This is a genomic window from Blautia sp. St.27G3, assembly GCF_059728505.1.
Genome location: NZ_BAAGFO010000003.1, coordinates 95490 through 120686, shown reverse-complemented (window position 1 = coordinate 120686; position 25197 = coordinate 95490). Strand labels below are relative to the sequence as shown.

Sequence of the window (25197 nt, the reverse complement as noted above, 5' to 3'; positions counted from 1 at the left end):
ATGCATATGATTTATCATATTGTTATGTGGCAGTTTAAAGAAGAAATAGAAGCAGACAGAAAGCCAGAGCTGAAAGCAGCGATGGCAGAAAATCTCTGTGGTCTCGTAGGACAGGTACCGGGGCTTTTGAACGCGGAATTTGTGACTCATCCGATACCGTCCAGCACGCACGATATGGCGCTTGTGACGACGTTTGCTAAAGCAGAGGATATTGCAGGGTATTCCAGTCATCCGGCACATCAGCATGTGGCTAATACGTATGTGAGGCCGTTTGTGCACAACCGGGCTTGCCTGGATTTTGAGATGTAGGAGCGGTGCTGTAGTTTAATAGAAGAACCAAATACGGATAAAATGTTTTGATTTTCCGGGACTGTTGCAAAAGCGCGAATCCATACAATATATGGCATAGATGTAAAAGACATCGAAAACATATGTTGCAGGATCGCTATTTTGCCGCAGTCTCATTTTTTTGGCTGAAAATTTATTGCATGAAAGTGAAAAAATATCTGTTGCGTATCATAGAAGGGAAATAAGAGAATTGTTTTACAATGTCTGACGTTTGCTGCCCGAATGGTATCAGCCGGATTCGTACATAGAAATGGGAGATGTGAGCAAAATAAACAGAAATAAAAAAACAGGAGGACGAAAGATGCTTGGTTTTTTTAAAAAGAAAAAAAGTGAGCCCGAGAAAGAGGTGATTTATGCTCCGATTTCCGGTGAGGCGGTGGAAAGCAAAGAAATTAACGATCCGACCTTTGCGGAGGAAATGCTTGGAAAAGGAATGGCAATCAGACCATTGGAGGGAAAGGTATATGCACCGGCAGACGGTACGGTGACAATGGTTTTTGAAACAAAACACGCAATCAGCATTACGACCAAAGAGGGCGCGGAACTCCTGATTCATATCGGACTTGACACGGTCAGTCTGAAGGGAAAGTATTTCACTGCACATGTGGCGGAGAACGCTTCTGTGAAAAAAGGGGATCTCCTGCTTGCGTTTGATAAAGAGGCTATTGAGGCGGCTGGGTATGACACAATTTCTCCGGTTATTGTCTGCAATACGGACGCGTATCAGAGCATCAGAGAGATTGCCGCAGGAACTGTGAAAGCAGGAGATCCGATTTTGGAATTGAAAAGGTAACTCGTAATTTAGCAGGAATCGCAGTGCCCTTCCAGAGGAATTTTTGATAAAATTCTCGTGAGGGTGTCGATTGCCTGCCTGAAATCCGTGAGATCTTTTTCATCCATTTTTTCGAGCAGCGGCCCGAAGCATTCTGTGTTTTTGGTTGAAAACTGCTTGATGTAGGCCAGTGCTTTCTCTGTAATCTGTACTTTGATGACCCTTCGATTCTGCGGGTCATAGACACGGCTGACAAATTCGTGTTCTACCAGCCGGTTTACAATTTTGGTCATCTGCTGTTTTGACATATGAATTCGTTGCCCAAGTTCTGACATGGTCATGGTTTCGTCAAAACTGCGGATGGCCTGAAGACAATAATACATTTCCATGCTGACACCGTCATCAAGAAGCTGCTTGAATGGTCTGGCAATCTGATAATTCCAGAAAGGCAGCACTGCCAGCAATGATTCCTGTATTGGTCCCGTTTCCATAACTCTCCTCCTGTCAGTAAATGGCCCGCGTAGAAATATCGCTTTGCGGTAACCCTGACTTATTGATATAGAATAAATAATTATAAAATCTCACGATTTGAGTGTACTATCCGATGCAAAAAATGTCAAGAAGTGTTGAAAAATATCGAATATGAAGAATATGTACAAAAAGTGTCAGAAAAATCAGAAAAATTTGAACATTTGCTTGACGCAGGGCCGTAAAATGTAGTAAAGTAACTATATGTTTACTGTAAATAAAGAGCCACTGCAGAAAAAGAGAACAGATTCGGGACTATTGCTTGGCCGGATGAGTGGCTTTTGCACTGAAAGGGGGATTTCTATGAAAATTTGGCAGGAAATGCTGCGGCAGGGTTACGATGATATGAAAGAATTACAGGAAAAGCTTCATATTCCGGATGAGGAGATGAAGCAGCTGTGTGAAATACAGGAAAAATTTCCGATGTATGTCAATTCCTATTATTATTCATTGATTGATCCGGATGACCCGGGAGATCCGATCCGGAAGATGAGTGTTCCTTCACTTTCTGAGCTTCTGGCAGGAGGGCATAAGGATACGAGCGGCGAGCAGGATAATACGGTAATTACGGGAATGCAGCATAAATATCGTCAGACGGTTCTCATCCTCTCAACGAACCAGTGCGCGATGTACTGCCGCCATTGCTTCCGGAAGCGTATGGTAGGTTTATCCTCCGAGGAAACAGCAAAGTACATATCTGATATGGCAAATTATGTGAGGGAGCATGAGGAAGTTGATAACATTCTCATCTCCGGCGGCGATGCATTTTTAAATACAAATGAGATTCTGCGGAAATATCTGGACGAATTTATTGACATTCCGCATCTGAATCTGATCCGGTTCGGCACCAGAACACCGGTCGTGCTTCCGCAGAGAATTACCGGAGATAACGAGCTGGTACAGATGTTGGCAGAGTACGGAAAGAAAAAGCAGATCTACGTGGTGACGCAGTTCAATCATCCGAACGAGGTGACTGAAGAAGCAAAGGCGGCTGTCCGCGCACTGCTGGAAGCGGGAATTATAGTGAAAAATCAGACGGTTCTTCTGAAAGGAATCAATGATACACCGGAGATTTTAGGGACACTTCTGAAAAAAGTCGTATCAATCGGTGTCATTCCGTACTATGTATTCCAGTGCCGGCCGGTTCAGGGTGTTTACAGCCAGTTCCAGGTGCCGTTGCGCGACGCATACCGAATTGTAGAAGGCGCGAAGGCTTTGCAGGACGGACAGGGAAAATGTATTCGCTATGTGATGTCGCATGTGACTGGGAAAATTGAGATCCTCGGAGATCTGGAAGACGGCAGGATGTTGTTTAAGTACCATCAGGCAAAATATCCGAAGGATCAGGGCAGGATTTTTGCACAGGATATCGAAGCAGATCAGTGCTGGCTGCCATAAATTTGTTTGCTGGATGCACGAAGCGGCTTGTATAAAATATGAAAAGACAGATATGCTCCTCTTTTCCAAGATTTCTCTTGAAAAATCTCAATTCTGCGCTATAATTGCCAAGGGATAAGATTTGCGTTATCGGACAGGGGTTTTTGAAAGCCTGTCCTATGACGACAGAGTAATCAGAAAAGAGGAGATTATTATGGAACAATTATTTTGTCTGAGCATTGCAATGATGGCAGGACTTCTGATGTCTCGTGCAGCGAAGGTACTGAAGCTTCCGGCAGTGACTGCTTATCTGGTGGGTGGTATTCTGATTGGCCCGTATGTTTTGGGACAGTTTGGAATACGGGGCTTTGGTTTTGTGGATGCGGCCAACGTAAAGGAATATTCGATTTTCTGTGATGTGGCGCTTGGTTTTATTGCATTTGATATCGGAAATGAATTTCGTCTGAAACAGCTTCGGGCGATTGGCAGACAGGCCACGGTGATTGCATTTACACAGGCGCTGACAGCGACTGTTTTTGTGGATGCGGCTCTGATCGGACTGCATTTTATGATGCCGGAGCTTGTGACAATGCCGATTGCGATCATTCTTGGAGCGATTGCGACAGCGACGGCACCGGCTGCGACGTTGATGGTCGTGCGCCAGTATAAAGCTAAGGGGCCTCTGACCGACATTTTGCTGCCGATTGTTGCTTTGGACGATGCGATTGGTCTTGTGGTGTTTGCTGTGTCCTGCGGGGTTGCGGGAGCAATCGGAAGTGGTTCCATCAGCATTGTGTCAGTACTGGTACAGCCGCTTCTGGAAGTGATTCTGTCCTTGTTACTTGGTTCCTTTATGGGCTTGCTTCTGACAATTGCAGAGCAGCATTTTGAGTCGAACAGCCGGAGACTTTCGATTGTTATCACATTTGTGTTGTTTACAGTGGCTCTTTCGATGTTGAAGTTTGAAGTGGGCGGACTGGAAATCGGATTTTCCTCCCTGCTCGTATGTATGATGCTTGGAACGATTTTCTGCAATATCTGTGACTTCTCAGAAGATATGATGGCAAGAGCGGATAAATGGACCGCACCGTTGTTTGTACTGTTTTTTGTATTAAGTGGAGCAGAACTGGAGCTGGGCGTGTTCCGGAATCTGGCGATTGTAGGAATCGGTATTACATATATTATTTTCCGGTCAGGCGGAAAATGTGTGGGAGCATACGCAGGAGCAAAAGCGATGAAATGCAGCGATACAATCCGTAAGTACCTCGGAATTACCCTGCTTCCGCAGGCAGGCGTAGCGCTTGGAATGTCGATGACGGTGACGGAAACCATGGGAGAAGCAGGAAGACTGATTCGAAATATTACACTGTTTTCGGTACTGGTATATGAGCTTGCAGGTCCGCTTATGACGAAGATTGCGTTGATGAGGGCAGGAGAGATTTCGCCAAGACCTGAGATTGTGAAAACGCCAAATCAGAAATGATGATTCGGTGATACGGGATTCGTATATTTATCTGAAAAAAAGAGAGAATAGAAAAGAACGTAAAAAGAGATTGCCTGTTCTGAAAAACATGATATAATTGATAAGAAAAGATTTTAGAAAGGAAGTAACTGACTATGAAAAAGTATGTATGTGGACCATGTGGTTATGAGTATGATCCGGAAGTAGGCGATCCGGATAACGGAATCGCACCGGGAACAGCTTTTGAAGATCTTCCTGAGGATTGGGTATGCCCGATTTGCGGTGTGGGAAAAGAGGACTTCGAGGAAGCGTAAAATCATATAAGGTCAGAATGAGCTGACTTGTATGTAAAAAGGAACTGTTGCAGAAATTGGTTTTTATAAAACCGGTTTTCAAACAGTTCCTTTTTTCTTTTCAGTAGAAAAAGGGATGCTTATTGATTCTGTATTTTTTCGTATAATTCGGTCAGGTACATCCAGCGTTCCATTTTTTCGTCAAGCGACTGTTGCAGTGTTTCTTTTTCCTGCATGAGCTGATTCAGTCGGCCATAATTCGTTGCGGCTGTGACCATTTCCTGTTCAAGTGTGTCAAGTCGGGCCTCAAGTGCAGCGATATCGTCGTCAATGGTTTCAAATTCTTTCTGCTCTTTGTAGGTAAATTTCAGCTTTTTTGGACCTCCCCATGTTTTCCTGCTGTCAGTGTTGCCAGAATCTGCTTTTTCAGCGCCAGTCAGCATTTGTGCTCCAGGGTGTCCTGCGTTTGGCAGGGCTGTTTGATTTGCAGCCCGGGCATTCAGATAGTCCGAATAGCCTCCTTCATACTGGCGAATCTGTCCATCTCCCTCAAAGGCGAAAATCCGGCGCGCCGTGCGGTCAAGAAAATACCGGTCATGGGAGACTGTAATGACAATGCCTTCGAAATGATCGAGATATTCTTCGAGAATTTCAAGCGTCTGGATATCAAGATCGTTGGTTGGCTCATCAAGAATCAGTACGTTGGGCTCATTCATCAGTACGCGCAGGAGGTAAAGACGCCGTTTTTCTCCGCCGGAAAATTTTTCGATTTTGGACCACTGCATGGTCCCGTCAAAGAGAAAACGTTCCATCATCTGTGATGCAGTGATACGGCCGTCTGAGGTTTTTATGTATTCTCCGACTTCTTTGATGTATTCGATTGCGGTCAGCGAGGCATCCATTTCCTCACTTTCCTGAGAAAAATAGCCGATGCGGATTGTCTGGCCGACGGTTACGCTGCCTTCGTCCGGCGTAACGATGCCGTTTATGATTTTCAGGAGTGTACTTTTGCCGCATCCGTTTGGTCCCACAATACCAATGCGGTCATTTTTCAGGAAAATATAGGTGTAGTGATCTATCAGACGTTTTTCACCGTAGGATTTGCAGATATCCTCCAGTTCGATTGTGGTGCGCCCCATACGGCTCGTGACGGAACTGATCTGTACCTGAGCGTCTTCGATGGGGCCCTGGATTTCCTGCATGGCCCGGATTCGTTCAATATGCGCTTTCTGTTTGGTAGAACGTGCTCTGGCACCGCGGGAGAGCCATTGCAGCTCTGTGCGAAGAAGGCTTTGCCGTTTACGCTGCGATGCGATTTCCATATTCTGCCGCTGTGCCTTTTGCAGCAGATATTTTGCGTAATCTCCGGGGTAGCTGTATATTTTTCCATGATCAATTTCAATGATTCTGGTGGCGATGCTGTCCAGAAAATAGCGGTCGTGAGTAACCATGACAATCGCGCCCCCAAAATCGGTGAGATAATCTTCAAGCCACCCGGCCATTTCACTGTCCAGATGGTTGGTCGGCTCGTCAAGAACGAGAATGTCGACCGGAGCCAGAACAGCATTTGCAAGAGCGATACGTTTCCGCTGGCCGCCGGAGAGCAGGGCAACCTTTTCATCGGCTGCCGGGAGTGCGAGGCGGTTGATGGAAGCCATGGCTTCGCTCTCGATGCTCCATTCGTTCAGACTGGTTCTGTTATTTTTCAGAATCGCTTCAAGAACGGTGGCTCCTTCATCAAAGACGGGAGTCTGCGGAAGATAACGGACAGTAAGATTTCGTCCTTTTGTTACAGTTCCCCCATCGGGCTCCTCCAGACCGGCTATGATACGCAGAAGTGTTGATTTTCCGGTGCCATTGACACCAATGACACCGATTTTTTCTCCTTCGTTGATGGAGAAATCTGCGTCGTCCAGAAGCTTTCGCTGGGTAAATATTTTTGTCAGGTGTTCTGCTGTGAGTAGATTCATAGATAAAATCTCCTGTAAATAGTATGATGAAAATTAGAAAGAATATTTTAGCAAAGCGGGAGACGGACCGAAAATACATTGACATTCATCGAACTTTCGCACGAGATTTTTCCTTTATGCAAAAGGACAATATTTTCGGCAATGGATAATCCGAGTCCGTAGCTTTTTCCCTGGGTGCGGGCTTTATCTGCACGGTAAAACCGTTTGAAAATATTTTTCTGATCCTGAGGAGAAATCGTTTCTCCCGGATTGCTGACCGTAATTGTGCAATGTCTGTTCCCCGATTTGGTCAAGGAGACAGCTGTTTTTCCTTTGGGGAAAGAATACTTGGCAGCGTTGTCGAGCAGGATATCCAGCAGTTTTTCCAGATATGCGGCATTGCCGTTTACAAAAATATCCGGTTCAAGACTGCTTTCAAGCTCCAGATGTTTTTCAAAAAACACAGGCTCAAAAGGAAGCAGGGCATGCTGCATCGTATCACTGAGGTTGATTTTGGAGAAAGCGGCTGTATCTGTTCTTTGGTCTGTTCGTGCCAGCTCCAGCATTCCCTCTACGAGATTCTGCATCTGACAGGACATGGTAAGAATGTTATCCGATAACTGTATTTGATCGTCGGGATGAAATTCTCCGGACTGGAGCATTTCTGCATTGGCACGGATCACGGTCAGAGGAGTTTTGAGGTCGTGGGAGGCGTCAGCGACAAAACGGCGCTGTTCTTCCCAGGCATGGGCCACTGGTTTTACGGCCCATCTGGCCAGAAACATACTGATAAAGAAAAAGGCCATAAGGCTGAACAGTCCAACAAAAATGCAGGTACGAAACAGATGCCGCAGCGTGTTTTGCTCCCTGGAGATATCTGAAAACACAAGCCGTTCTCCTCCTGGACCGGGGGTCATGACGTGAAGATAGCGCAGTTGATATTTGTCAATTGTTCCGCTTTGCGACAGGGAAGAAAAAACAATGTCAGCAAGCTCCTTTAAAAAGGTTTTATCGGAAAGATCATAAATGCTGTTTCCGGATGCCATGATCTCCCCCATAGGACTGATCTGGACTGTAAAACAGGGAAGCTGTACTTGGGAAGCAGTATCCCCGGACCATTCAAGAGGGCTTGGAATGGCGCCGGCTTTCTGCATCATAAGCATGCTTTCCTTTTCAAGATTTATGCGGGTAAAGTGCAGCAGAAGCAGGAAAATCATACACAGCGTTACACTGATCAGAGCCATCATAAAGCAGATGAGCTTCAGACGTAATTTTTTCAGCATGTAGGATTCACCTCCAGATGATAGCCAAGTCCGCGGATTGCCTCAATGGAGATGTTTGATTCAATGCTCGCAAGCTTTTTGCGCAGAAAGCCGACATAAACTTCCACATGATTTTCCACTGCATTGGAATCATATCCCCACACTCTGGAAAGAATTGCTTCTTTGGAAAGATTGCGTTTGCCTGCCTGTAAAAGCAGGCGCATCACGTCAAACTCCTTGGCAGAAAGCCGGATGTTTTTTTCACCGTGAAAGAGTACCCCGCAGGAGAGATCAAGGGCAGTATTTCCAAACGTCAGTACATTGACTTCACTTCCCTGTCTGCGCAAAAGAGCATTGGCACAGGCCAGAAGCTCCCGCGTATCAAATGGCTTTGCCAGATAATAATCAGCTCCGGAATTGAGGCCCTGAATCCGGTCTGCAACCTCTGATTTTGCGGTCAGCATCAGAACCGGAACACCGCAGCGTTTACGCCGGATTTGTTGCACCATTTCAAAACCATTCATTTTTGGCATCATCACGTCAACAATCAAAAGATCGTAGATCCCAAGCAACGCCAGCTCAGCGCCGGATTCTCCGTCGTACACCACATCTGCTTCAAAGCCTTTTGCAGTAAAAAGTGTCTTTAAAGAGGCGGCAAGTAGTTTTTCATCTTCCACAATCAATAGTTTCATAAAGGTTCTCCGATGTTGTAATTTCCTATTATAAATGATTACGAAACAGGTTTCGCAATTGCTGTAAACAGGATAATACAAAATACAATAGAAGAAAAGAAAAAAATGCAGAACTGCCTGAATAAATTTATTCAGGCAGTCTCTGATTGCCTTACTTTCATTATAAATAGCCGAGGTAAATATTTTTATATTTTTTAGTTGACATTTTAAATGATTTGCGGTAAAATAAATCTGTTGTTAAAAAGAACAGATTTGCGGGTGTAGTTCAATGGTAGAACACCAGCCTTCCAAGCTGGATACGTGGGTTCGATTCCCATCACCCGCTTTTTTCATGTCCTAAAAGAGGTATTGCAAAACGTTTCGATCTATCTGCGCAATATGCAGACCGAAAGTTTTGCAATACCTCTTTTATATTATTATATTTTATTACATTCAGCCAATTGAGCGGTGTTTTCTTGAAATGCTCTATTTATTCTACATTTTTGTCAAGAATCTGTTTCAATTCATTAATCATTTCCTCATCCTTCAGGCTGAATTTGATTTCCACACGGCGTGAAGCGTCCATGTTGATCTGGCCGTCTTCTGTATATACAGGGTTGCTCATGGAGTGGCCGTTGGCTGTCAGCTTGGAACGAAGCGCTTCGTGTTCTTCCGTGGTCAGGAAGGAGTCTGCGCTTGTCATCAGATAGTTGGCGACTGCCAGGGCGCGTTCCTGAGAAAGCCGCAGGTTGTAGAGATAATCCCCGCTTGTATCAGTGTATCCGTCTATGCGGACTTCAGCCAGATAATCTTGATACTTTTCGTTCATCAGCACCTTGCAATAGATCGGAAGGATTTCGCTCAGCATCGCGTTTCCTTCGTCCGTCAGTTCGTTTTCGTTGTAGCCGAAAAGGACGTTGGAATCAAGTGCGATAGAGCCGTCGGCTTCGTCAATAATCACGTTCAGGCTTTGCTGGTCAAATTCCTGTTTGAGATCAGCGATCAGATCAGCTTTGATACCAATGATCTGTTCAATTTTCTGCTGCTGCTGGGCCATTAGCTGCTCCTGCTCATCCAGGGCGGCCTGCTGCTGAAGCATCAGGGAATTTTGCCTTTCGAGCTCCTGCTGCTGGGAAAGCACAAGTGCAGACTGTGCATCAAGATCTGCTTTTTGCTGCGCAGCGAGCGCTGTCTGCGAATCAAGATCTTTTTGCTGTCTGGCAAGAAGTGCAGACTGTTCGTCCAGTGCGCTTTGCTGGGACGCAACGAGACTTTCGCGTTCTTCGAGTTCGGAGAGAAGCTGGTCTTGTGTCAATTGGTGTGCGGCTTCTTCCGCAAGCTTTTCCTGATAATTTTTCTGAGCCTGCATAAAAGAAATACACATAACAAGTACAAAAAGAAGTAACAGACCCGCCATCATATCAGAATAGGAGCGCCAGATATTATGGCGTTCATAGGTTTTTTTGCGTTTCGAATACATGTGGTCACTCACTTTCTGGAATATTGGTACACGGCTGTATCAGAAATTATTTCTTTTTCCGGCTTCGGAACAGCTTCGGGGTATCGACAAGCTCCGTCAGCTCATCCAGTTTGCGGAGTGTCCGTGCAATCATTTCGGTTTGTGTCTCACTGTCGTTCATTTCGGCTGACAGGGAGGCGGCATGCTGGCTTCGCTGTACCTCGCGAATCTGGGCTGCGAGGTTGTTCAGGCTGTCAAGAATTTCCTGGTTGGAACGCACGGGTCCCATACGGCCGATTTCTTCTGTATACTGCTGCATTTTTTCGCCGTTCTTTTCCCATACTTCGGAAAACTTTTCAATGGACTGATACATAAAGCGGATATAATCTTGATAAGTCTCTTTTTGCTCCTGGTTGACACGCATGGCCTCACGCTGCGCGGCATTTAGTTTGTCGAAGGAGCTGGTGTTGTACTCATCCATCTGGGACATGTTTTCCTGCATAGACACGAAAGTCTGCTGCAGACGGACCATGGAACGGTCCATAAAATCAGTGTAGGAATGCTGCGCTTTTTCCAGATTTTGAATCGTGTCGCTGAGCTTAGCAAAGTCATCGTTTAATTCGCTGCGCATCTGCTGAACGACTGCCTCACAGACCTGAGTCATAACTTGTGCCTGACTCTGTGTGAAGGATGCAACCACCTGATTGATTCCGTTTGTCATGCGGTCGTAGGCTGGCGTGATGACTTCTTCAAAGCTTTTGGCCATCTGTTCAACAAAAACAGAAGTCAGATCCTTTGCCATTTCTTCTCTTGATTTCTGTCCTTCCAGAAGGCGGGACAGAGAATCTACTTCATAAGGAGGACGTACATTCAGATAATATACGTCAAGGAATTCTTCAATCAATGTCGAAAGGTTTGAAAATTCACTGCGCAGGTTAAAGGAGAACGAAAGCGACAGTGATATACCATAGATGGATGTGATGAACGCAACTTTGATACCATTGATCAGCGGTGTGATCGAACCGGCCATCTGCTCATATCCGGAAGGGTCAAAGCTGCGAAGTCCCATGACCAAGCCTACAAACGTACCAAGAATACCGAGGCTGGTGAGGATATCAGGAATCATCTCCAGAATGCCGCGATGTACATAAGTCTCAACGGATTCCTCACTGATAAAGCCGCGGATATCGCAGGAAGCATCCGGATTGCCGTCTGTCATATGGCAGTACTGCTGGTAACAGTCGTCCAGAAAATCATTCTCAAAGAGTGAAAGGGTGCCATTTGACGCATTTAAAGTCTGGGCTGTACCGTTTTTGACAGCAGCTATGCCATTTTTCAGACCTTTGCATATCTGCATAAGGCGGAACATACCCGCGGAACAGGCTGCAAAGACCATCAAAAGCATGACGGCGAGGAAAGAAAGATTGAAAATGATTGTGCCGAAATCCACGTCGCGGCTTATGTAAGTGATGAAAACACAGATGCCGACAGAGATTGCGGCAGCTAATACGGATATAAATCTGCGGATATACAAGGAAAATTCCTCCTTTTCGTAATATTTGTCGAATTAGCGCACATTTGCTCCATTATAAAATAATATTGATCGTTAGTAAAGTTCCCCAAGAAAAGTTTAAGAAAAAAAGTGCAGAAGACAGGTGGGCAGAAGACTTAAGAAACGGATCATTGAAAATGTTCCGAAAGAGATACAGAGATAGAAGGAAATGGTGGTTGACGAAGCGGAAAAAAGAAGTAAAATAGAAGAAGATAAAGTGAAAAAAGTGTAGTATCAGTATTGTAAACAGGAGGAGATCGGTGTGGATTACGCAAAAGAGTCATTGAAAAAGCATTATGAATGGAAAGGGAAAATAGAAGTAACGGCACGGGCTTCGGTTGACAGCAAAGAGGCGCTTTCGCTGGCCTATACGCCTGGCGTTGCACAGCCCTGTCTGGAGATTCAGAAGGATGTGAATAAGAGCTATGAGCTGACTCGCCGTTGGAATACGGTAGCTGTTGTGACAGACGGTACAGCAGTTCTTGGTCTGGGGGATATCGGTCCGGAGGCAGGTATGCCTGTTATGGAAGGGAAATGTGTGTTGTTTAAGGCATTCGGCGATGTGGATGCAGTGCCGCTTTGCGTGCGCAGCAAAAGTGTGGATGATATTGTAAATACCGTAGCGCTTCTGGCAGGCAGCTTTGGCGGAGTAAACCTGGAGGATATCAGTGCGCCGCGCTGTTTTGAGATTGAGAAAAGACTGAAAGAGTGCTGTGATATCCCGATTTTCCATGACGATCAGCATGGTACGGCTGTTATTACGCTGGCAGGACTGATCAATGCGCTGAAGCTGGTAAAGAAGGATATCAGTGAAGTGAAGATTGTGACGAGCGGTGCAGGAGCAGCCGGCATTGCGATTATCCGTCTTCTGATGAGTATGGGGCTGAAAAATGTCATCATGACAGACCGCCATGGGGCAATTTACAAAGGAAGAGAAGGACTGAACCCGATTAAAGAAGAGATGGCGGAGATTACGAACCAGAACTGTGAGAAAGGGCCCCTGAGCGAAGTGATCAAAGGCGCTGACGTATTTATCGGAGTTTCTGCGCCTGGTACCCTGACAAAGGAAATGGTCCAGACCATGGGTCGCGATCCGATCATCTTTGCATGTGCGAACCCGACCCCGGAGATTTTCCCGGAAGAGGCAAAGGCAGGCGGTGCTGCTGTTATTTCTACAGGACGCAGTGATTATCCGAACCAGGTGAACAATGTTCTTGCTTTCCCTGGCATTTTCCGCGGCGCCCTGGACGTGCGTGCAAGTGATATCAACGATGAGATGAAGGTAGCTGCTGCATATGCGCTTGCATCTCTTGTGAGTGATGAGGAGTTGAATGCCGAGTATATTCTTCCGGCAGCATTTGATCCGCGTGTGAAAGATGTTGTGGCAAAGGCAGTTGCCGAGGCGGCAAGAAAGAGCGGCGTGGCAAGGATTTAGACGCATGGCAAGGGAAGAGTTTGCTGTATCGAGAGTGAACCTTTATGAACAGGTAGCAGACCAGCTTGAAGAGTGGATGATTTCCGGCAGTTTTGCAGAAGAAACAAAGCTGCCGTCCGAGCAGGCGCTTGCGGACGAGTTTTCAGTCAGCCGGAATGTCATCCGGGAAGCTCTTAAGCTTTTGAAAGAACGAGGGCTTGTAGATCTGAGAAATGGGACAGGATCTTATATCACAAAGCCGAAAGCGGAGAAGTTATCAGATGTTATCGGCCGTATGATTGCAATGGATCAGATCGAGGATAAGGCAGTTTGTGAAGCATGGATGATTCTGGCGACAGCCGTATGCAGGGAAGCTGCGGGGCGTGTGACACAGGAGCAGCTTCTCGAAATGGAAAAGCTGCTTGAGAAGATGAACTGCGGGGACTATACAGAAAAAGAATACTGGGAGTTGGATTTTGCCTTTTTCGCAGAAATTGCAGAGGCTGTGGGGAATCCGCTGTTGGAGATTTTGGTTCGGGCAATGAAACATATATTTACCGGGAGAGCAGCCAAAGAAACGTTGATGTTAAATACTGCTGGAGAAGCGGTTCTGTACTATGAGAAAATTGTGTATGCGCTCAAAGCTCACGACCCGGTTATGGCTGAGGCGGCAGTGCGCGAGTATTCTGTTTTTTATGAAAAGTGTGAAAAATATATAGCACGGACAGACAGTAGATAGAAGAGTAAAAGAAAGAGTAAAAAAAGTAAAAAAGACAGCACCTGGTAAGTTGAGGCTGTCTTTTTTGCTGTTTTTGTATATTATGCATTGGTCTCTAAGGTAATTGGGAAAACAGGAAGCAGTATACCATTGTGGGCTGTGTAAAGTTCTTTGTTCACTATATGATATTACAAAAAGTAAAATATAATTGACAAAATGACATAGAAGGAATATGATAGTGCATAGAAATGGAAAAAGAGGAGGGGATAGGTTAAAAATAAATGAAGAATCTGAAATTGAAAGCAGCCAGGGCATTGCTTGACATGTCGCAAAAGGATCTGGCGGAAGCAGTACAGGTTTCGAGGCAGACGATTCATGCAATTGAGAAGGGGGATTATAATCCGACCATTAAATTGTGCCTGTCCATTTGTCATGTGCTGGGCAAGACGCTTGATGAACTGTTCTGGGAGGATGATGAGAATGAAGAGAAATAGAAAAATCTTGAAGAACAATCTGGATGAAATGCAGGAACAGAAACTGCTTCATATTGAAAAGACGGGTTTTTGGATGCTGTATATTCTGATTGCGTTCGATCTGATTATAAAGGTGATGACAGGAGTTTCAAAAAAGGACGTTCTGGTTGAGCTGCTATGTTTCATGGCTGTGGGCATCTATACGTTCGTCATGTGTGTGAAGAATGGAATTTGGGATCGTCACATTCAGGCCGGGGCCAGAACCAATATTGTAGTCAGTATCATAAGCGGACTTATCGTAGCAGTATTATATCTGATTGATTACGCGAAAAGATCAGGTGCTCATTACAACTGGAAAGCAGCTGCAGGAGCGGCGGGCTTTTCTGGGTTGCTGACTACGTTGATTACGTTGCTGCTTCTGTGCCTTGGCACGGCGTTTTATCAGAGGCGCGTACGTGTATTGGAGGAAGAAAGTGAGGATGAGGAATGATAGAAGTTACAGGGCTGTGTAAGAAGTTTGAACGAAGTGTGAAGCAGGGAAGAAAGACAAAAAAGGAGGAATTTTTGGCAGTTGACCGTGTATCATTGCATGCCGATGCAGGAGAGATTATAGGAATCCTTGGTCCGAACGGAGCCGGAAAGACAACGCTACTGCGTATGCTGGGGATGCTGATGACGCCGACGGAAGGGAATGTCCGAATTTTTAATCAATCTGAGAAAGAGCTTTTGGAGCTGACCGAAAAAAAGGCAGCAATCGGCTATCTCTCCGGAAATACAAAACTGTATCCACGTTTTTCGATTCGGGAATATCTGGGCTTTTTAGGCGAGCTTTATGGCTTTACAAAAGCAGAGATCGAAGGCAGAATTGCAGAAATATTTCAGGTACTGGATATGCAAGGCTTTGCAGATAACCGGATTGAAAAGCTTTCCACAGGGCAAATGCAGCGCGCATCGATTGCAAGATGTCTGATGGCAGACCCGGAAATATATATTTTAGATGAGCCAACTTTAGGGTTGGATATTTTGAGCGCAGATGCGATCATTCATTTCATGAAAAAGCAGAAAGAAAATGGAAAAACAGTGCTCTATTCCACGCACTATTTGGAAGAGGCACAATTTCTCTGTGATCGTATTTATATGATTCAAAACGGTCGTATCGTTGCAAAGGGAACTCCGCAGGCTTTGATGGAGCAGACAGGATGCAGCAGTCTGCGGGATGCGTTTCATGCAATTTATGAGAATTATGCAGATAATGTTCGGGTACAGGAGAAAGGGGGGAACCGGATATGAAAAAAATTGGGATTCTGATCAAAAAAGAGGTTCGGGATATCCTCAGGGACAAAAAAACATTGATTATGATGGTAGTAGTCCCAATGCTTCTGTATCCTTTGATCATCATCGGAATGTCGCTCGCGGTCAGTATGTTTATGCAGTCTCAGGTGATTGAAGCACATATTGTGGAATATAACGCGCAGTATGAGGAAGAAGTGAATGCACTTGAACGGCTTTACAAAGAACACGAGGATGAGATTGACTGGCAGCTGGAGTTCCAGCCAGGACAGAAGCGTATAGAGGAGGGCAGTCAGCCGACAGAGGAGCGTGTGGACACAGAAAATGCGTCTGCTAATCGTACGGGGGCAGTCCGGATGGAAATGTCACGGGAGGCGGATGGTACCCTTAACGTGTTGCTTGATTATGCGTCGACCGATGAAGGAGCGAACAGTACAAGACGCGCTGTGGAGCAGGTACTGGAGCTGTACCGTGAAGAGCTCCTGACAGAGAGCCTGAAGCAGGCAGGTCTGGACGAACGTGCGCTGTATCCGGTGGTATATGAATCGAGAGACAGTGCGACTATGTCAGAGAGTTTTGGCATGGATATTGGCGGAAGCATCGGACTGATGCTTATGGTTACGATTCTGCTTGGCGCTGTTTATCCGTCCATTGATGCGACGGCAGGGGAGAAAGAACGAGGAACGCTGGAGACACTACTGACGCTTCCTGTTACGAATTTCCAGATGATATTCAGCAAGTTTATCTCGGTCTCTCTTTTTGCATGTGTGACAGCAGTACTTTCAGTTTTGTCACTGGGCGGGTCTGTGTTGTTTTTGATGTTTGGCCTTTCCGATACGGTGGCGGAGCAGTTTCAGGGGATTTCCTTTACTGCCATACTTCCGTATATTCCGCTTTTGCTGATTACGCTGATTGCCACAGCACTTCTTGCCACGGCTCTGTGCATGTGCTTCTGCGTGTTTGCAAAGAGCTTTAAAGAGGCTAATAATTATATTACGCCGGTGCTCCTGGTGGTGATGTTTGCATCCATGACTGCTATGGTTCCAAGTATACAGCTGGACTACAAAACAGCGATGATTCCGATTGTTAATGTATCTCTGATGGTGAAACAGATGATTTCCGGACAACTTCAGATGTCGCTGGTTGGAATTACGATGGTGGTAAACTTTGGCTGTAGTATTCTGATTGCATGGATTCTGGCAAAGCTGTACGACAGTGAGGCAATTCTGTTTTCTGACGGGTTTCGAAGCTTTCGGATTTTCCAGAAACGGTCGGATATAAAAAAGGGAACCGTACCGGCACTCGGTGATGTGACGATTTCAATCGTTGTGGTTCTGTTGTTGACACTTTATGTGGGCACAATGGCAGCAGTACGACTCGGCAGCTTGAATGGAACGGCAGTGAATCAGCTTTTGATTGTAACGGTTCCGGTTCTTGTTGTTTGGTATATGAAGAGTGATGTAAGGACGTTGTTTTCACTGAAAAAGCCACAAAAGGGGACTCTGATTGGAAGTGTTATTCTCTACCTTGGCACATATTGTTTGCTTCTGGCACTTTCTGCGATTCTAATGAATTTGATGCCGCAAAGCACAGCAGATTTGGAAACGACATTCGCTCCAATTGTTGAGGCTCCGCTTCCTGCCTTGCTGGCAGTTACGGCTCTGATGCCGGCGATCTGTGAGGAAACACTGTTTCGTGGCCTGCTTTTTGGAAGCTTGCGGGAACGGTTAAAAAGTCCGTTCTGGGCAATTGTGATTTCCGGCTTTGTGTTTGGTGCTTTCCATATGAGTCTTGTTAAGTTGCTTCCGACTGCTCTGTTAGGAATGTTGTTTGCATTTCTGATATATCGGACCGGCAGTATTTATCCTGCAATGGCCCTTCATTGCCTAAATAATTTGGGTTCTATGATGAGCCTGAAATATCCGGAAGAAGCAGGGCGGATTCTACCGTTTCTTGTAAAACCTCAGTTAAGTGTGATGGAGATTACCGGACTGCTGGGAGTAGGGGCTGTATTGGCTGCACTTGGCTTCTTACTTCTGAGGAAGAAAAAAGAGTGACAGGAAAATAAAATATAATACTGAAAATGGGATTTAGTTGCAGAGCAAATTTGCTGAAAGGACCCAAAAAGCCACTTCACGATTTATGAATTGTGAAGTGGCTTTCTTACTTTTATAATCGTTATCCGAGTAATGCAGAGTCATTTGCAAACTGTTCTCCGCTGGCCTGTTCGAACTGATCCAGCAGATCGCGAACGGTCAGCTTCTTTTTTTCTTCTCCTTCAATGTCGAGAATAATCTTTCCGTCCATCATCATGATTAGGCGGTTTCCGTGGCGGATAGCATCCTTCATGTTGTGGGTGATCATCAGCGTTGTGAGATGGTCGCGGCTTATGATCGTTTCGGTGATTTCAAGAACCTTGGCAGCTGTCTTTGGGTCCAGAGCAGCTGTGTGTTCGTCAAGCAGGAGAAGCTTTGGTTTCTGGAGCGTTGCCATAAGCAGCGTCAGTGCCTGGCGCTGGCCGCCGGAGAGGAGACCTACTTTTGAAGTAAGACGGCTCTCAAGGCCGAGGCCGAGAATTTTAAGAAGTTCCTGGTATTCCTCTCGTTCTGCTTTTGTGATACCCTTGCGCAGAAGGCGCGGTTTGCCGCGACGTTTTGCGAGTGCAAGGTTTTCCTGGATTTCCATTGTTGCGGCAGTGCCGGTCATGGGATCCTGGAAGACACGTCCAAGATAAGCGGCGCGTCTGTATTCCGGCAGTTTCGTAACATCTGTTCCGTCAATCAGTATCTTTCCTTCATCGACGAACCAGGTGCCGGCCACTGCGTTGAGCATTGTGGATTTTCCTGCGCCATTACCGCCGATCACGGTGACGAAATCTCCGTCTTTCAATTTTAAAGAGAGCCCGTTTAAGGCTGTTTTCTGGTTGATTGTGCCGGGATTGAAGGTCTTATAGAGATTTTGTAATTCAAGCATTTGCATTTCCTCCCTTCTTTACCGGTTTTGAGAAATATTTACTTTTCCAGTACGGAACCGCAAGAAAGACTGCAACGACAACTGCGGTGAGCAGTTTCAGAAGGTCTGTATCGATACCGCGCCAGATGACCGTTTGTAGTACAAGGTAATACAGGATGGAGCCGAGCACAACACTTAACAAAGAAAGTGCAAAGTTGCGGAAAATCTTTCCGAAGATTGCTTCTCCGATGATAACGGCAGCAAGACCGATTACGATGGCGCCGCGGCCCATATTGACATCAGCAAATCCCTGATACTGTGCGAGCAGCGCGCTCGAGAGGGCTACCAGGCCATTTGAAAGCATGAGGCCGAGTACTTTGCCGAAGTTCGTATTGATGCCCTGTGCGCGGGACATGTTTGGGTTGCAGCCTGTTGCGCGCAGGGAGCAGCCAAGCTCTGTACCGAAAAACCAGTAGAGAAGAGCAATCAGCGCGATAATGGCGATTGCAACAATCAGAATTGTATTCTCCCATACCGGGACATTTTTTATGTAGCGAAGGGAAACGAGAAGGTCGTATTTGTCTACGTTAATCGCCTGATTGGCTTTTCCCATGATTTTCAGGTTTACGGAGTACAGGGAAAGCTGAGTGAGAATACCGGAGAGAATAGCCGGGATTCCCATAAAAGTGTGAAAAATGCCTGTGACCAGACCAGCCAGCATCCCAGCTCCAGTGGCAGCCAGCATAGCAACCCAGACATTACAGCCATTTAACATCATCATAATACATACGGCGCCGCCCGTGCACATCGTTCCGTCCACGGTAAGGTCCGCGACATCGAGTATGCGGTAAGTCAGATAGACGCCGATTGCCATGATGCCCCAGATCAGGCCCTGTGCGGCAGCACCAGGCAAAGCGTTAATCAGGTTCATAATTTCCATTCGTATAGTTCCTCCCAAATTTTCAGTGCAAATAATGTAAAATCAAAAGTACAAGCCTCGGAAAAAGAGGTGCCATCCTTTTGCACAAATGGACAGCGAGAGAAAAAGCTTCTTCCCGCTGTCCGAATTGTATGTCTGCAAAATGAATTGTCAAAACAGAGTGTCTGTTTTAAAAATAATTTCCAGGAAATAAAATAATTTATTCAGCAGCTTCGATGGCTACGTAATCTTCCGGAACTGTAACGCCAAGCGTTTCGCAGAGCTGTGCGTTGTATTTCTTTGTGAAGTTCGGAGCATATTCAACAGCCATGGTAGAAATATCCTCTCCATTCAGAACGCGTGCAGCCATTTTTCCGGTGCCTACGCCGAGATCATAATAGCTGATCGAAAGTGTGGCAACGCCACATCCGGCACAGATTCCTTCTTCACCGGCAATCACCGGTACGCCTGCCGGCTGGCAGATGTTGTTTACAATTTCCGTGTTGGACGCTACCGTATTGTCTGTCGGTACGTAAATTACGTCAGATTCAGAAGAAGCAGTGGTAGCTACGGCCGACAAATCGTTGGAATCTGAGAATGCATAATATTCACAGGTGTAGCCGAACTCTTCAAGCGCAGTCTTTACGGTATCTACCTGATACTGAGAATTTGCCTCAGCAGAGCAGTACAGAAGACCGATTTTTTCTGCATCCGGAAACAGTTCGTGCAGCATAGCTGCCTGTTCGTCAAGCGGAGCAAGGTCTGATGTACCGGAAATGTTTCCGCCTACGGTACCGTCAAAATCGTCAAGTGCAAGTGCCACACCGTACTCCGTCACAGAAGTACCGAGAACCGGAATCTCGCTTGTAGCGGCAGCAGCAGCCTGGAGTGCAGGCGTTGCGTTTGCAAGAATCAGATCAACACCGTTTGAGACAAAACTGTTGACGATGGTGGAACATGTATTGGAGTCACCCTGCGCGTTCTGCTCATCAAAGGTAACAGCATCGCCGAACTCTTCGGTCAGTGCATCTTTGAATCCCTGTGTAGCGGCATCCAGCGCGTCGTGCTGTACAAGCTGGCAAATACCAACAGTAAAGGATTTTTCTTCCGCAGATACAGACATTCCGAACATGCTGCCAGCCACAGAAGCAGAAAGAAGAACAGCTAAAACTTGTTTTTTCATAAATAGAATCCTCCTCAAATAGATTACAGAATACTTTTGTCTTTCGACATGTCAGATTATAGCGCTTTAAAGCAAAGAAGTCAAGCGCTATATCACTTTAATGTATAAACGTGTGTCATTTGTTCCTGTAAAGGAAAGGACAATCACGATTGTTATAGTAAATGGAGAGGATTCCTGGTTACACGGTTTGTGTAGCGGTTCCTGTAATGTGCCGCGCTACATAGACGCCGCTGGCTGAGGCATGAGACAGAGAATGTGTCACTCCGCTGCCGTCCCCGATGATATAAAGTCCTTTGTATCTGGTTTCAAGGTTTTCGTCAATATCGACTTCCATGTTGTAGAATTTTACTTCGACACCGTACAAAAGCGTATCGTCGTTTGCTGTTCCGGGCGCAATGTTGTCAAGCGCATAAATCATCTCAATAATTCCGTCCAGAATCCGCTTTGGCAGAACGAGGCTCAGATCTCCCGGTGTCGCGCCGAGTGTCGGTGTGACCAGTCCTTCCTCGATTCGTTTTGCGTTGCTGCGTCTTCCGCGGACCAGATCGCCAAATCTCTGTACGATTACACCGCCGCCTAGCATGTTGGATAAGCGTGCGATGCTTTCGCCGTAGCCGTTGCTGTCTTTGAACGGTTCAGAGAAATGCTTTGCGACGAGGAGTGCAAAGTTTGTGTTTTCTGTCTGCTTCTCAGAACCCTCATAGCTATGCCCGTTGACCGTCACAATGCCGTTTGTGTTTTCATTTACAACGATGCCGTTCGGGTTCATGCAGAAGGTACGTACATTGTCTTCGAATTTTTCGGTGCGGTATACGATTTTGCTTTCATAGAGCTCATCTGTCAGATGCGAGAAAATAACAGCCGGAATCTCTACGCGCACGCCGATATCCACGCGGTTGGATTTGGTCGGGATGTCCAGCTCATTACAGATTTTTTCCATCCATTTGCTGCCGCTGCGGCCTACTGAGACGATACATTTCGAGCAGTCTGCGGACTGGGCTGTCTGGAATTCTCCGCTTTTTTCCATATACCATACCCGATATCCATCCGGAAGGATTTCAATCTTATCGACCGGGCTCAGGAAATAAAAATCTACCTTTTCCTTCAGTTCCGCATACAGATTTTCCAATACAATGTAATTAATATCAGTGCCAAGATGGCGCACAGAGGCATCCAGAAGCTTCAGTTTGTTCTGAAGGCAGAGCTTTTTGAATTTAGTGCCAGCAGTAGAAAACATGCGGGTTTCTTCACCGCCATGAGTGATATTGATTTCGTCGACGTATTTCATCAGGTCTGTGGACATGGAACGGCCGATATGTTCGTACAGCGTGCCGCCGAAATCGTTGGTAATGTTGTACTTGCCATCAGAGAAAGCGCCTGCGCCACCGAAGCCGCTCATGATCGCGCAGGTTTTACATTTGATGCAGCTTTTTACTTTTTTGCCGTCGATCGGACAGTGTCTCTTTTCAAGCGGGTAGCCGGATTCAAAAACGGCAATTTTTATAGAAGGGTCTTTCTGGGTCAGCTCGTAGGCAGAAAAAATACCGCCCGGTCCGGCCCCGACAATGATAACGTCATAGTTCATATATTCGTGCTCCTTTTATGTATTTTACCATGGGACTGATTTGAAAAAGTCCTGCGATTTGCGTATCGTGCCAGGAATCAGTTTCATATTCAAAGGATACCATATCAGATCAAGTATATCGTTGCAGGCACAGGGCGTCAAGCACAAAATATAGTTGATATGCAGGCGCAGAGTCGGCGGAAAGCCAGGAAAAACAAAATGATTTCGACGGAGGGGAAGGGCGTGAGTTAGGTGGATTTGAGGCAGATTTCGTGTTATGATATATGCTGATAGAAGTAAGAAATTCAAACAGAAAGACCGGTGTGGAAGATGAAACGTACAATTCTGGAGTTAGGGGCGGTTGCCCTGGCACTTTTTGTTATGCTTTCAGCATTGAATTACAGGTCTGTTCCTTCGTATGACAGCGAAGAAACGACTTTGATCTGCGTGATCAATCCGGGATATTATTACTGGGATGATATGAAAGAATGGTCTGGAACAGACAGAGGAGATATACCGCAGGATTCAGCTGTTTGCAACTGACGGGAGTGTTTGAACCAGTAGAGCTTCAGCAGAAACGAATGGAGATCAATAAAGATATATCGATGTTAATCGATAAGCTTAATCAGATGAAAGTGCAGATTAAAAGTCAGATCCACCTTCTGAAAGAAAATATGCAGATTCAAAAGAAGAAGGAAACGCTGATAAATAAGGCAAGCCGACAGCATAATGCATTGCAGGAAGCCGGGAACTGTGTTATATTTTGCATATGGGAAACCAGAGAGCCAAGGCGGCTTGCCCTCCATATTCGGAGGGGCTACCCTCCGGACGGAAGAAAGGAGGGATTGCCAGTGATTACATACGAGGAATTTTTCTTGTTTTGTACATTCATTATGGCCCTTGTTGGTCTGTGTTATCAGATTTTCAAGGACAGAAAATAGCCGCCAACTACTGCAATAGTTGACGGCTAAGCTGTAAAGTTTAGTTGCAAACTTTTGAGGGGTAGGCCGCTTCTCTGGCTTTCCCTGTTTCTACGTTTAATATAACATTACAGAGAAAATTTTTCAAGAATAATTTAGGACTGGACAGATTTATCGCACGCGACACATAATTGATTTTTATATTTTTTATAAAAAATGTCTGCCAGGGCAGAGGAACAGGAGGAAGGATGTACCGGATTTTGATTGTGGAGGATGACATGGCAATTGCGCAGGCCATGCAAAAGCAGATCAGTCTGTGGGGGCTGGAGGCGAAGTGCGCAGAGAATTTTCAGGATATTGTTGCGGAATTTCAGGCATTTGATCCGCAGCTTGTGCTGCTGGACATCATGCTGCCGTTTTACGGCGGTTATCACTGGTGCAGTGAGATCAGAAAGATATCAAAGGTGCCGATCGTATTTATTTCATCCGCTTCAGACAGTATGAATATCGTAATGGCCATGAATATGGGCGGGGATGATTTTATTGCGAAACCGTTTGACTTGAATGTCCTGATGGCAAAGTTGCAGGCAATTCTGCGGCGGACCTATGATTTTGGAGTAGCCTCTGAGACCTTGCAGGCGCGCGGCGCAGTCCTGAATCTGTCGGATGCGAGCCTCAGTTATCAGGGTGAGCGCATTGAGCTGACGAAGAATGATTACCGGATTTTGCAGACACTGATGGAGCGAAAGGGAAAGGTGGTCAGCCGGGACACCCTCATGCAGCGTCTTTGGGAGACGGACAGTTTTGTGGATGAGAATACGCTCACCGTCAATATCACGCGGCTTCGGAAAAAGCTGGCAGACGCAGGCCTGACGGATTTTATTGTGACCAAAAAAGGAATGGGATATCTAGTGGAATAAAAAGCCGGGAAGAGCAAGTTTGCCAGAAAGTAGAAGGAAACGGAGGAAAAGATGTGTGAAGAAAAAGAGGAGTAGTCAGCTGTTTGGCAGCTATCTGCAAATGCATTGGAAAGGCTTTCTGCTTTTTGCAGGCTTTTGTTTGGTTGAGGCGGTTGTTTTTGGACTGTACCATCTGCCAGTGGCGGCAGTCGGATATGCGGCAGCGATTTGTGCCTTTTTTGGAGGCATACTTATTTTGATTGATTATGGAAAGTTCCGTTACAAGCACATAAGACTGCAGCAGGTTGCCAGGGAAGCTTTTGTTACACTGGACAATCTGCCGTGTGCGGCAAATCTGACTGAGGCGGATTATCAGGAAATTGCTCAGACACTGCTTGTATGGGGGCGGAAGCTGTCTGCGGAAAAAGAAGAGAATTACCGGGAGCTGGTAGAATATTATACGTTGTGGGTCCATCAGATTAAGACGCCGATTGCGGCCATGCGTCTGATTCTTCAGGGCAGCGAGGCGCCGGAGAGCCTAGAGCTTGCGGAAGAACTGCAGCGGGTGGAGCAGTATGTTGATATGGTACTGTGTTATCTGCGGCTGGACGGGGATTCTACTGATTACATGATCAAAGAGTACAGCCTGGATAAAATGCTCAAACAGGTCATCCGAAGACATGCGTCTGTTTTTATCCGCAAACGCATCCAGCTGAATTATGAAAATACAGGCGTATACGTTGTGACGGATGAAAAATGGCTGACGTTTGTTCTTGATCAGATTTTTTCCAATGCGCTCAAATATACGCCGTCCGGCAGTATTACGGTTACTGTGGAAAAACCGAAAACGCTGTGCATCCGGGATACCGGAATCGGAATTGCATCGGAGGATCTGCCGCGTATTTTTGAGCGGAGCTACACCGGAAATGGCGGAAGAACGGATCAAAGGGCCAGTGGGATTGGACTGTATCTGTGCCGCCGTATCTGTGACAATCTCGGCCACAGAATTTTGGTAACTTCCGTGCCGGGAGAAGGAACAGAGGTAAGGATTGATCTCAAAAATGCAGAGCTGGAGGTTGAGTAGGCGGCAAACGCGGAGGTAAATGCAGCCTTACAAAACTGTAAGGCAGATGTAAGCTATATCGATGGTAGCGGGAGACATTGACTGTTATACTGTGCCAGAACAAAGAAA

The 25197-nt window shown here is 46.0% G+C and carries 25 protein-coding genes and 1 tRNA gene; 16 read left to right on the top strand and 10 right to left on the bottom strand.

From position 1 onward, the window contains the following. Positions 1-6: 6 nt before the first annotated feature. Positions 7-309 carry a Dabb family protein gene (locus AC6I2O_RS14485; protein ID WP_497743044.1) on the top strand — a complete coding sequence of 101 codons (303 nt, stop codon included), beginning with the start codon at positions 7-9 and terminating at the stop codon, positions 307-309. Between the two features lie 340 nt (positions 310-649). After that, positions 650-1141, top strand: coding sequence for a PTS sugar transporter subunit IIA (locus AC6I2O_RS14480; protein ID WP_497743043.1), 492 nt, complete (start codon positions 650-652; stop codon positions 1139-1141). An 8-nt stretch (positions 1142-1149) separates the two neighbouring features. Here AC6I2O_RS14480 and AC6I2O_RS14475 read toward each other — a convergent pair whose 3' ends face one another. Then, positions 1150-1611 carry a MarR family winged helix-turn-helix transcriptional regulator gene (locus AC6I2O_RS14475; protein WP_120392988.1) on the bottom strand — a complete coding sequence of 154 codons (462 nt, stop codon included), beginning with the start codon at positions 1609-1611 and terminating at the stop codon, positions 1150-1152. A gap of 340 nt (positions 1612-1951) precedes the next feature. Between AC6I2O_RS14475 and AC6I2O_RS14470 the strand changes: the two genes are divergently transcribed. The 3 genes from AC6I2O_RS14470 (at position 1952) to rd (ending at position 4801) form a co-directional block, all read left to right on the top strand. Continuing rightward, positions 1952-3046 (top strand): KamA family radical SAM protein, encoded by a 1095-nt coding sequence (locus AC6I2O_RS14470; RefSeq protein WP_497743042.1) that lies wholly within the window; start codon positions 1952-1954, stop codon positions 3044-3046. Between the two features lie 193 nt (positions 3047-3239). Then, entirely contained in the window at positions 3240-4508 is a 1269-nt protein-coding gene (locus AC6I2O_RS14465; RefSeq protein ID WP_497743041.1) for a cation:proton antiporter, read from the top strand. Positions 4509-4642: 134 nt separating this feature from the next. Continuing rightward, entirely contained in the window at positions 4643-4801 is a 159-nt protein-coding gene (gene rd / locus AC6I2O_RS14460) for a rubredoxin (RefSeq protein WP_120392990.1), read from the top strand. 119 nt (positions 4802-4920) lie between these two features. Here the strand turns inward: rd and AC6I2O_RS14455 are convergent, their stop codons facing one another. The 3 genes from AC6I2O_RS14455 to AC6I2O_RS14445 are packed head-to-tail and all read right to left on the bottom strand — an operon-like array spanning position 4921 to position 8683. Continuing rightward, positions 4921-6750: an ABC-F family ATP-binding cassette domain-containing protein gene (locus tag AC6I2O_RS14455; protein ID WP_497743040.1), complete on the bottom strand. Its 1830-nt coding sequence runs from the start codon at positions 6748-6750 to the stop codon at positions 4921-4923. Positions 6751-6797: 47 nt separating this feature from the next. Next, the gene (locus AC6I2O_RS14450; protein WP_497743038.1) at positions 6798-8012 is read right to left on the bottom strand and encodes a sensor histidine kinase; all 1215 of its coding nucleotides are present in this window, start codon (positions 8010-8012) and stop codon (positions 6798-6800) included. After that, positions 8006-8683, bottom strand: a complete 678-nt coding sequence (locus AC6I2O_RS14445; RefSeq protein ID WP_120392993.1) for a response regulator transcription factor — start codon at positions 8681-8683, stop codon at positions 8006-8008. The genes AC6I2O_RS14450 and AC6I2O_RS14445 overlap by 7 nt, the downstream gene beginning before the upstream one ends. 254 nt (positions 8684-8937) lie before the next feature. On the opposite strand from AC6I2O_RS14445, the gene AC6I2O_RS14440 reads away from it, so the two are divergent. After that, positions 8938-9008: transfer RNA gene (locus AC6I2O_RS14440), tRNA-Gly, on the top strand. Positions 9009-9152: 144 nt separating this feature from the next. Here the strand turns inward: AC6I2O_RS14440 and AC6I2O_RS14435 are convergent. Next, the gene (locus AC6I2O_RS14435; RefSeq protein WP_120392994.1) at positions 9153-10142 is read right to left on the bottom strand and encodes an OmpA family protein; all 990 of its coding nucleotides are present in this window, start codon (positions 10140-10142) and stop codon (positions 9153-9155) included. A gap of 46 nt (positions 10143-10188) precedes the next feature. Next, positions 10189-11655 carry an anti-phage protein ZorA-like protein gene (locus AC6I2O_RS14430; protein ID WP_120392995.1) on the bottom strand — a complete coding sequence of 489 codons (1467 nt, stop codon included), beginning with the start codon at positions 11653-11655 and terminating at the stop codon, positions 10189-10191. Between the two features lie 280 nt (positions 11656-11935). Between AC6I2O_RS14430 and AC6I2O_RS14425 the strand changes: the two genes are divergently transcribed. The 6 genes from AC6I2O_RS14425 (at position 11936) to AC6I2O_RS14400 (ending at position 17625) form a co-directional block, all read left to right on the top strand. After that, positions 11936-13108: an NAD(P)-dependent malic enzyme gene (locus AC6I2O_RS14425; protein WP_120392996.1), complete on the top strand. Its 1173-nt coding sequence runs from the start codon at positions 11936-11938 to the stop codon at positions 13106-13108. 4 nt (positions 13109-13112) lie between these two features. Then, positions 13113-13826, top strand: coding sequence for a FadR/GntR family transcriptional regulator (locus AC6I2O_RS14420; protein ID WP_497743035.1), 714 nt, complete (start codon positions 13113-13115; stop codon positions 13824-13826). Positions 13827-14086: 260 nt separating this feature from the next. Beyond that, on the top strand, positions 14087-14299 hold the full coding sequence (locus tag AC6I2O_RS14415; RefSeq protein ID WP_120392998.1) for a helix-turn-helix transcriptional regulator: 213 nt from the start codon (positions 14087-14089) through the stop codon (positions 14297-14299). Then, positions 14286-14768 carry a DUF6773 family protein gene (locus tag AC6I2O_RS14410; protein WP_120392999.1) on the top strand — a complete coding sequence of 161 codons (483 nt, stop codon included), beginning with the start codon at positions 14286-14288 and terminating at the stop codon, positions 14766-14768. The genes AC6I2O_RS14415 and AC6I2O_RS14410 overlap by 14 nt, the downstream gene beginning before the upstream one ends. Continuing rightward, positions 14765-15568, top strand: coding sequence for an ABC transporter ATP-binding protein (locus AC6I2O_RS14405; protein WP_120393000.1), 804 nt, complete (start codon positions 14765-14767; stop codon positions 15566-15568). The genes AC6I2O_RS14410 and AC6I2O_RS14405 overlap by 4 nt, the downstream gene beginning before the upstream one ends. Further along, positions 15565-17625, top strand: coding sequence for an ABC transporter permease subunit/CPBP intramembrane protease (locus AC6I2O_RS14400; protein WP_497743033.1), 2061 nt, complete (start codon positions 15565-15567; stop codon positions 17623-17625). Before AC6I2O_RS14405 ends, AC6I2O_RS14400 begins: the two co-directional genes overlap by 4 nt. Before the next feature lie 121 nt (positions 17626-17746). Here AC6I2O_RS14400 and AC6I2O_RS14395 read toward each other — a convergent pair whose 3' ends face one another. From AC6I2O_RS14395 to AC6I2O_RS14380, 4 genes are all read right to left on the bottom strand, one after another. After that, complete coding sequence (locus AC6I2O_RS14395; protein WP_120393002.1) at positions 17747-18541, bottom strand: ABC transporter ATP-binding protein; 795 nt, start codon at positions 18539-18541, stop codon at positions 17747-17749. Then, positions 18534-19460 carry an ABC transporter permease gene (locus AC6I2O_RS14390; protein WP_120393003.1) on the bottom strand — a complete coding sequence of 309 codons (927 nt, stop codon included), beginning with the start codon at positions 19458-19460 and terminating at the stop codon, positions 18534-18536. Before AC6I2O_RS14390 ends, AC6I2O_RS14395 begins: the two co-directional genes overlap by 8 nt. A gap of 199 nt (positions 19461-19659) precedes the next feature. Next, complete coding sequence (locus AC6I2O_RS14385) at positions 19660-20622, bottom strand: ABC transporter substrate-binding protein (RefSeq protein ID WP_120393004.1); 963 nt, start codon at positions 20620-20622, stop codon at positions 19660-19662. A 178-nt stretch (positions 20623-20800) separates the two neighbouring features. After that, the gene (locus AC6I2O_RS14380; protein ID WP_120393005.1) at positions 20801-22207 is read right to left on the bottom strand and encodes an NAD(P)/FAD-dependent oxidoreductase; all 1407 of its coding nucleotides are present in this window, start codon (positions 22205-22207) and stop codon (positions 20801-20803) included. Between the two features lie 309 nt (positions 22208-22516). Here AC6I2O_RS14380 and AC6I2O_RS14375 point away from each other — a divergent pair, with 309 nt between their 5' ends. The 4 genes from AC6I2O_RS14375 to AC6I2O_RS14360 all read left to right on the top strand — a co-directional run bounded on the left by AC6I2O_RS14375 (position 22517) and on the right by AC6I2O_RS14360 (position 25089). Then, the gene (locus AC6I2O_RS14375; RefSeq protein ID WP_120393006.1) at positions 22517-22729 is read left to right on the top strand and encodes a hypothetical protein; all 213 of its coding nucleotides are present in this window, start codon (positions 22517-22519) and stop codon (positions 22727-22729) included. Beyond that, entirely contained in the window at positions 22720-23127 is a 408-nt protein-coding gene (locus AC6I2O_RS14370) for a hypothetical protein (protein ID WP_120393007.1), read from the top strand. Before AC6I2O_RS14375 ends, AC6I2O_RS14370 begins: the two co-directional genes overlap by 10 nt. Positions 23128-23354: 227 nt before the next feature. Next, a complete protein-coding gene (locus AC6I2O_RS14365; RefSeq protein WP_120393008.1) occupies positions 23355-24026 on the top strand; it encodes a response regulator transcription factor in 672 nt (223 codons plus the stop codon). Positions 24027-24081: 55 nt separating this feature from the next. Further along, positions 24082-25089: a sensor histidine kinase gene (locus AC6I2O_RS14360; RefSeq protein WP_497743030.1), complete on the top strand. Its 1008-nt coding sequence runs from the start codon at positions 24082-24084 to the stop codon at positions 25087-25089. Positions 25090-25197 lie beyond the last annotated feature (108 nt).

What these genes read in the sequence shown, in the direction of transcription:
- AC6I2O_RS14395 (WP_120393002.1), bottom strand. Translation starts at nt 18,541, where the DNA reads ATGCTTGAATTACAAAATCTCTATAAGACCTTCAATCCCGGCACAATC.
- AC6I2O_RS14465 (WP_497743041.1), top strand. Translation starts at nt 3,240, where the DNA reads ATGGAACAATTATTTTGTCTGAGCATTGCAATGATGGCAGGACTTCTG.
- AC6I2O_RS14480 (WP_497743043.1), top strand. Translation starts at nt 650, where the DNA reads ATGCTTGGTTTTTTTAAAAAGAAAAAAAGTGAGCCCGAGAAAGAGGTG.
- AC6I2O_RS14415 (WP_120392998.1), top strand. Translation starts at nt 14,087, where the DNA reads ATGAAGAATCTGAAATTGAAAGCAGCCAGGGCATTGCTTGACATGTCG.
- AC6I2O_RS14455 (WP_497743040.1), bottom strand. Translation starts at nt 6,750, where the DNA reads ATGAATCTACTCACAGCAGAACACCTGACAAAAATATTTACCCAGCGA.
- AC6I2O_RS14365 (WP_120393008.1), top strand. Translation starts at nt 23,355, where the DNA reads ATGTACCGGATTTTGATTGTGGAGGATGACATGGCAATTGCGCAGGCC.
- AC6I2O_RS14420 (WP_497743035.1), top strand. Translation starts at nt 13,113, where the DNA reads ATGGCAAGGGAAGAGTTTGCTGTATCGAGAGTGAACCTTTATGAACAG.
- AC6I2O_RS14385 (WP_120393004.1), bottom strand. Translation starts at nt 20,622, where the DNA reads ATGAAAAAACAAGTTTTAGCTGTTCTTCTTTCTGCTTCTGTGGCTGGC.
- AC6I2O_RS14400 (WP_497743033.1), top strand. Translation starts at nt 15,565, where the DNA reads ATGAAAAAAATTGGGATTCTGATCAAAAAAGAGGTTCGGGATATCCTC.
- AC6I2O_RS14435 (WP_120392994.1), bottom strand. Translation starts at nt 10,142, where the DNA reads ATGTATTCGAAACGCAAAAAAACCTATGAACGCCATAATATCTGGCGC.
- AC6I2O_RS14445 (WP_120392993.1), bottom strand. Translation starts at nt 8,683, where the DNA reads ATGAAACTATTGATTGTGGAAGATGAAAAACTACTTGCCGCCTCTTTA.
- AC6I2O_RS14380 (WP_120393005.1), bottom strand. Translation starts at nt 22,207, where the DNA reads ATGAACTATGACGTTATCATTGTCGGGGCCGGACCGGGCGGTATTTTT.
- AC6I2O_RS14485 (WP_497743044.1), top strand. Translation starts at nt 7, where the DNA reads ATGATTTATCATATTGTTATGTGGCAGTTTAAAGAAGAAATAGAAGCA.
- AC6I2O_RS14470 (WP_497743042.1), top strand. Translation starts at nt 1,952, where the DNA reads ATGAAAATTTGGCAGGAAATGCTGCGGCAGGGTTACGATGATATGAAA.
- AC6I2O_RS14410 (WP_120392999.1), top strand. Translation starts at nt 14,286, where the DNA reads ATGAAGAGAAATAGAAAAATCTTGAAGAACAATCTGGATGAAATGCAG.
- AC6I2O_RS14375 (WP_120393006.1), top strand. Translation starts at nt 22,517, where the DNA reads ATGAAACGTACAATTCTGGAGTTAGGGGCGGTTGCCCTGGCACTTTTT.
- AC6I2O_RS14390 (WP_120393003.1), bottom strand. Translation starts at nt 19,460, where the DNA reads ATGGAAATTATGAACCTGATTAACGCTTTGCCTGGTGCTGCCGCACAG.
- AC6I2O_RS14475 (WP_120392988.1), bottom strand. Translation starts at nt 1,611, where the DNA reads ATGGAAACGGGACCAATACAGGAATCATTGCTGGCAGTGCTGCCTTTC.
- rd (WP_120392990.1), top strand. Translation starts at nt 4,643, where the DNA reads ATGAAAAAGTATGTATGTGGACCATGTGGTTATGAGTATGATCCGGAA.
- AC6I2O_RS14405 (WP_120393000.1), top strand. Translation starts at nt 14,765, where the DNA reads ATGATAGAAGTTACAGGGCTGTGTAAGAAGTTTGAACGAAGTGTGAAG.
- AC6I2O_RS14450 (WP_497743038.1), bottom strand. Translation starts at nt 8,012, where the DNA reads ATGCTGAAAAAATTACGTCTGAAGCTCATCTGCTTTATGATGGCTCTG.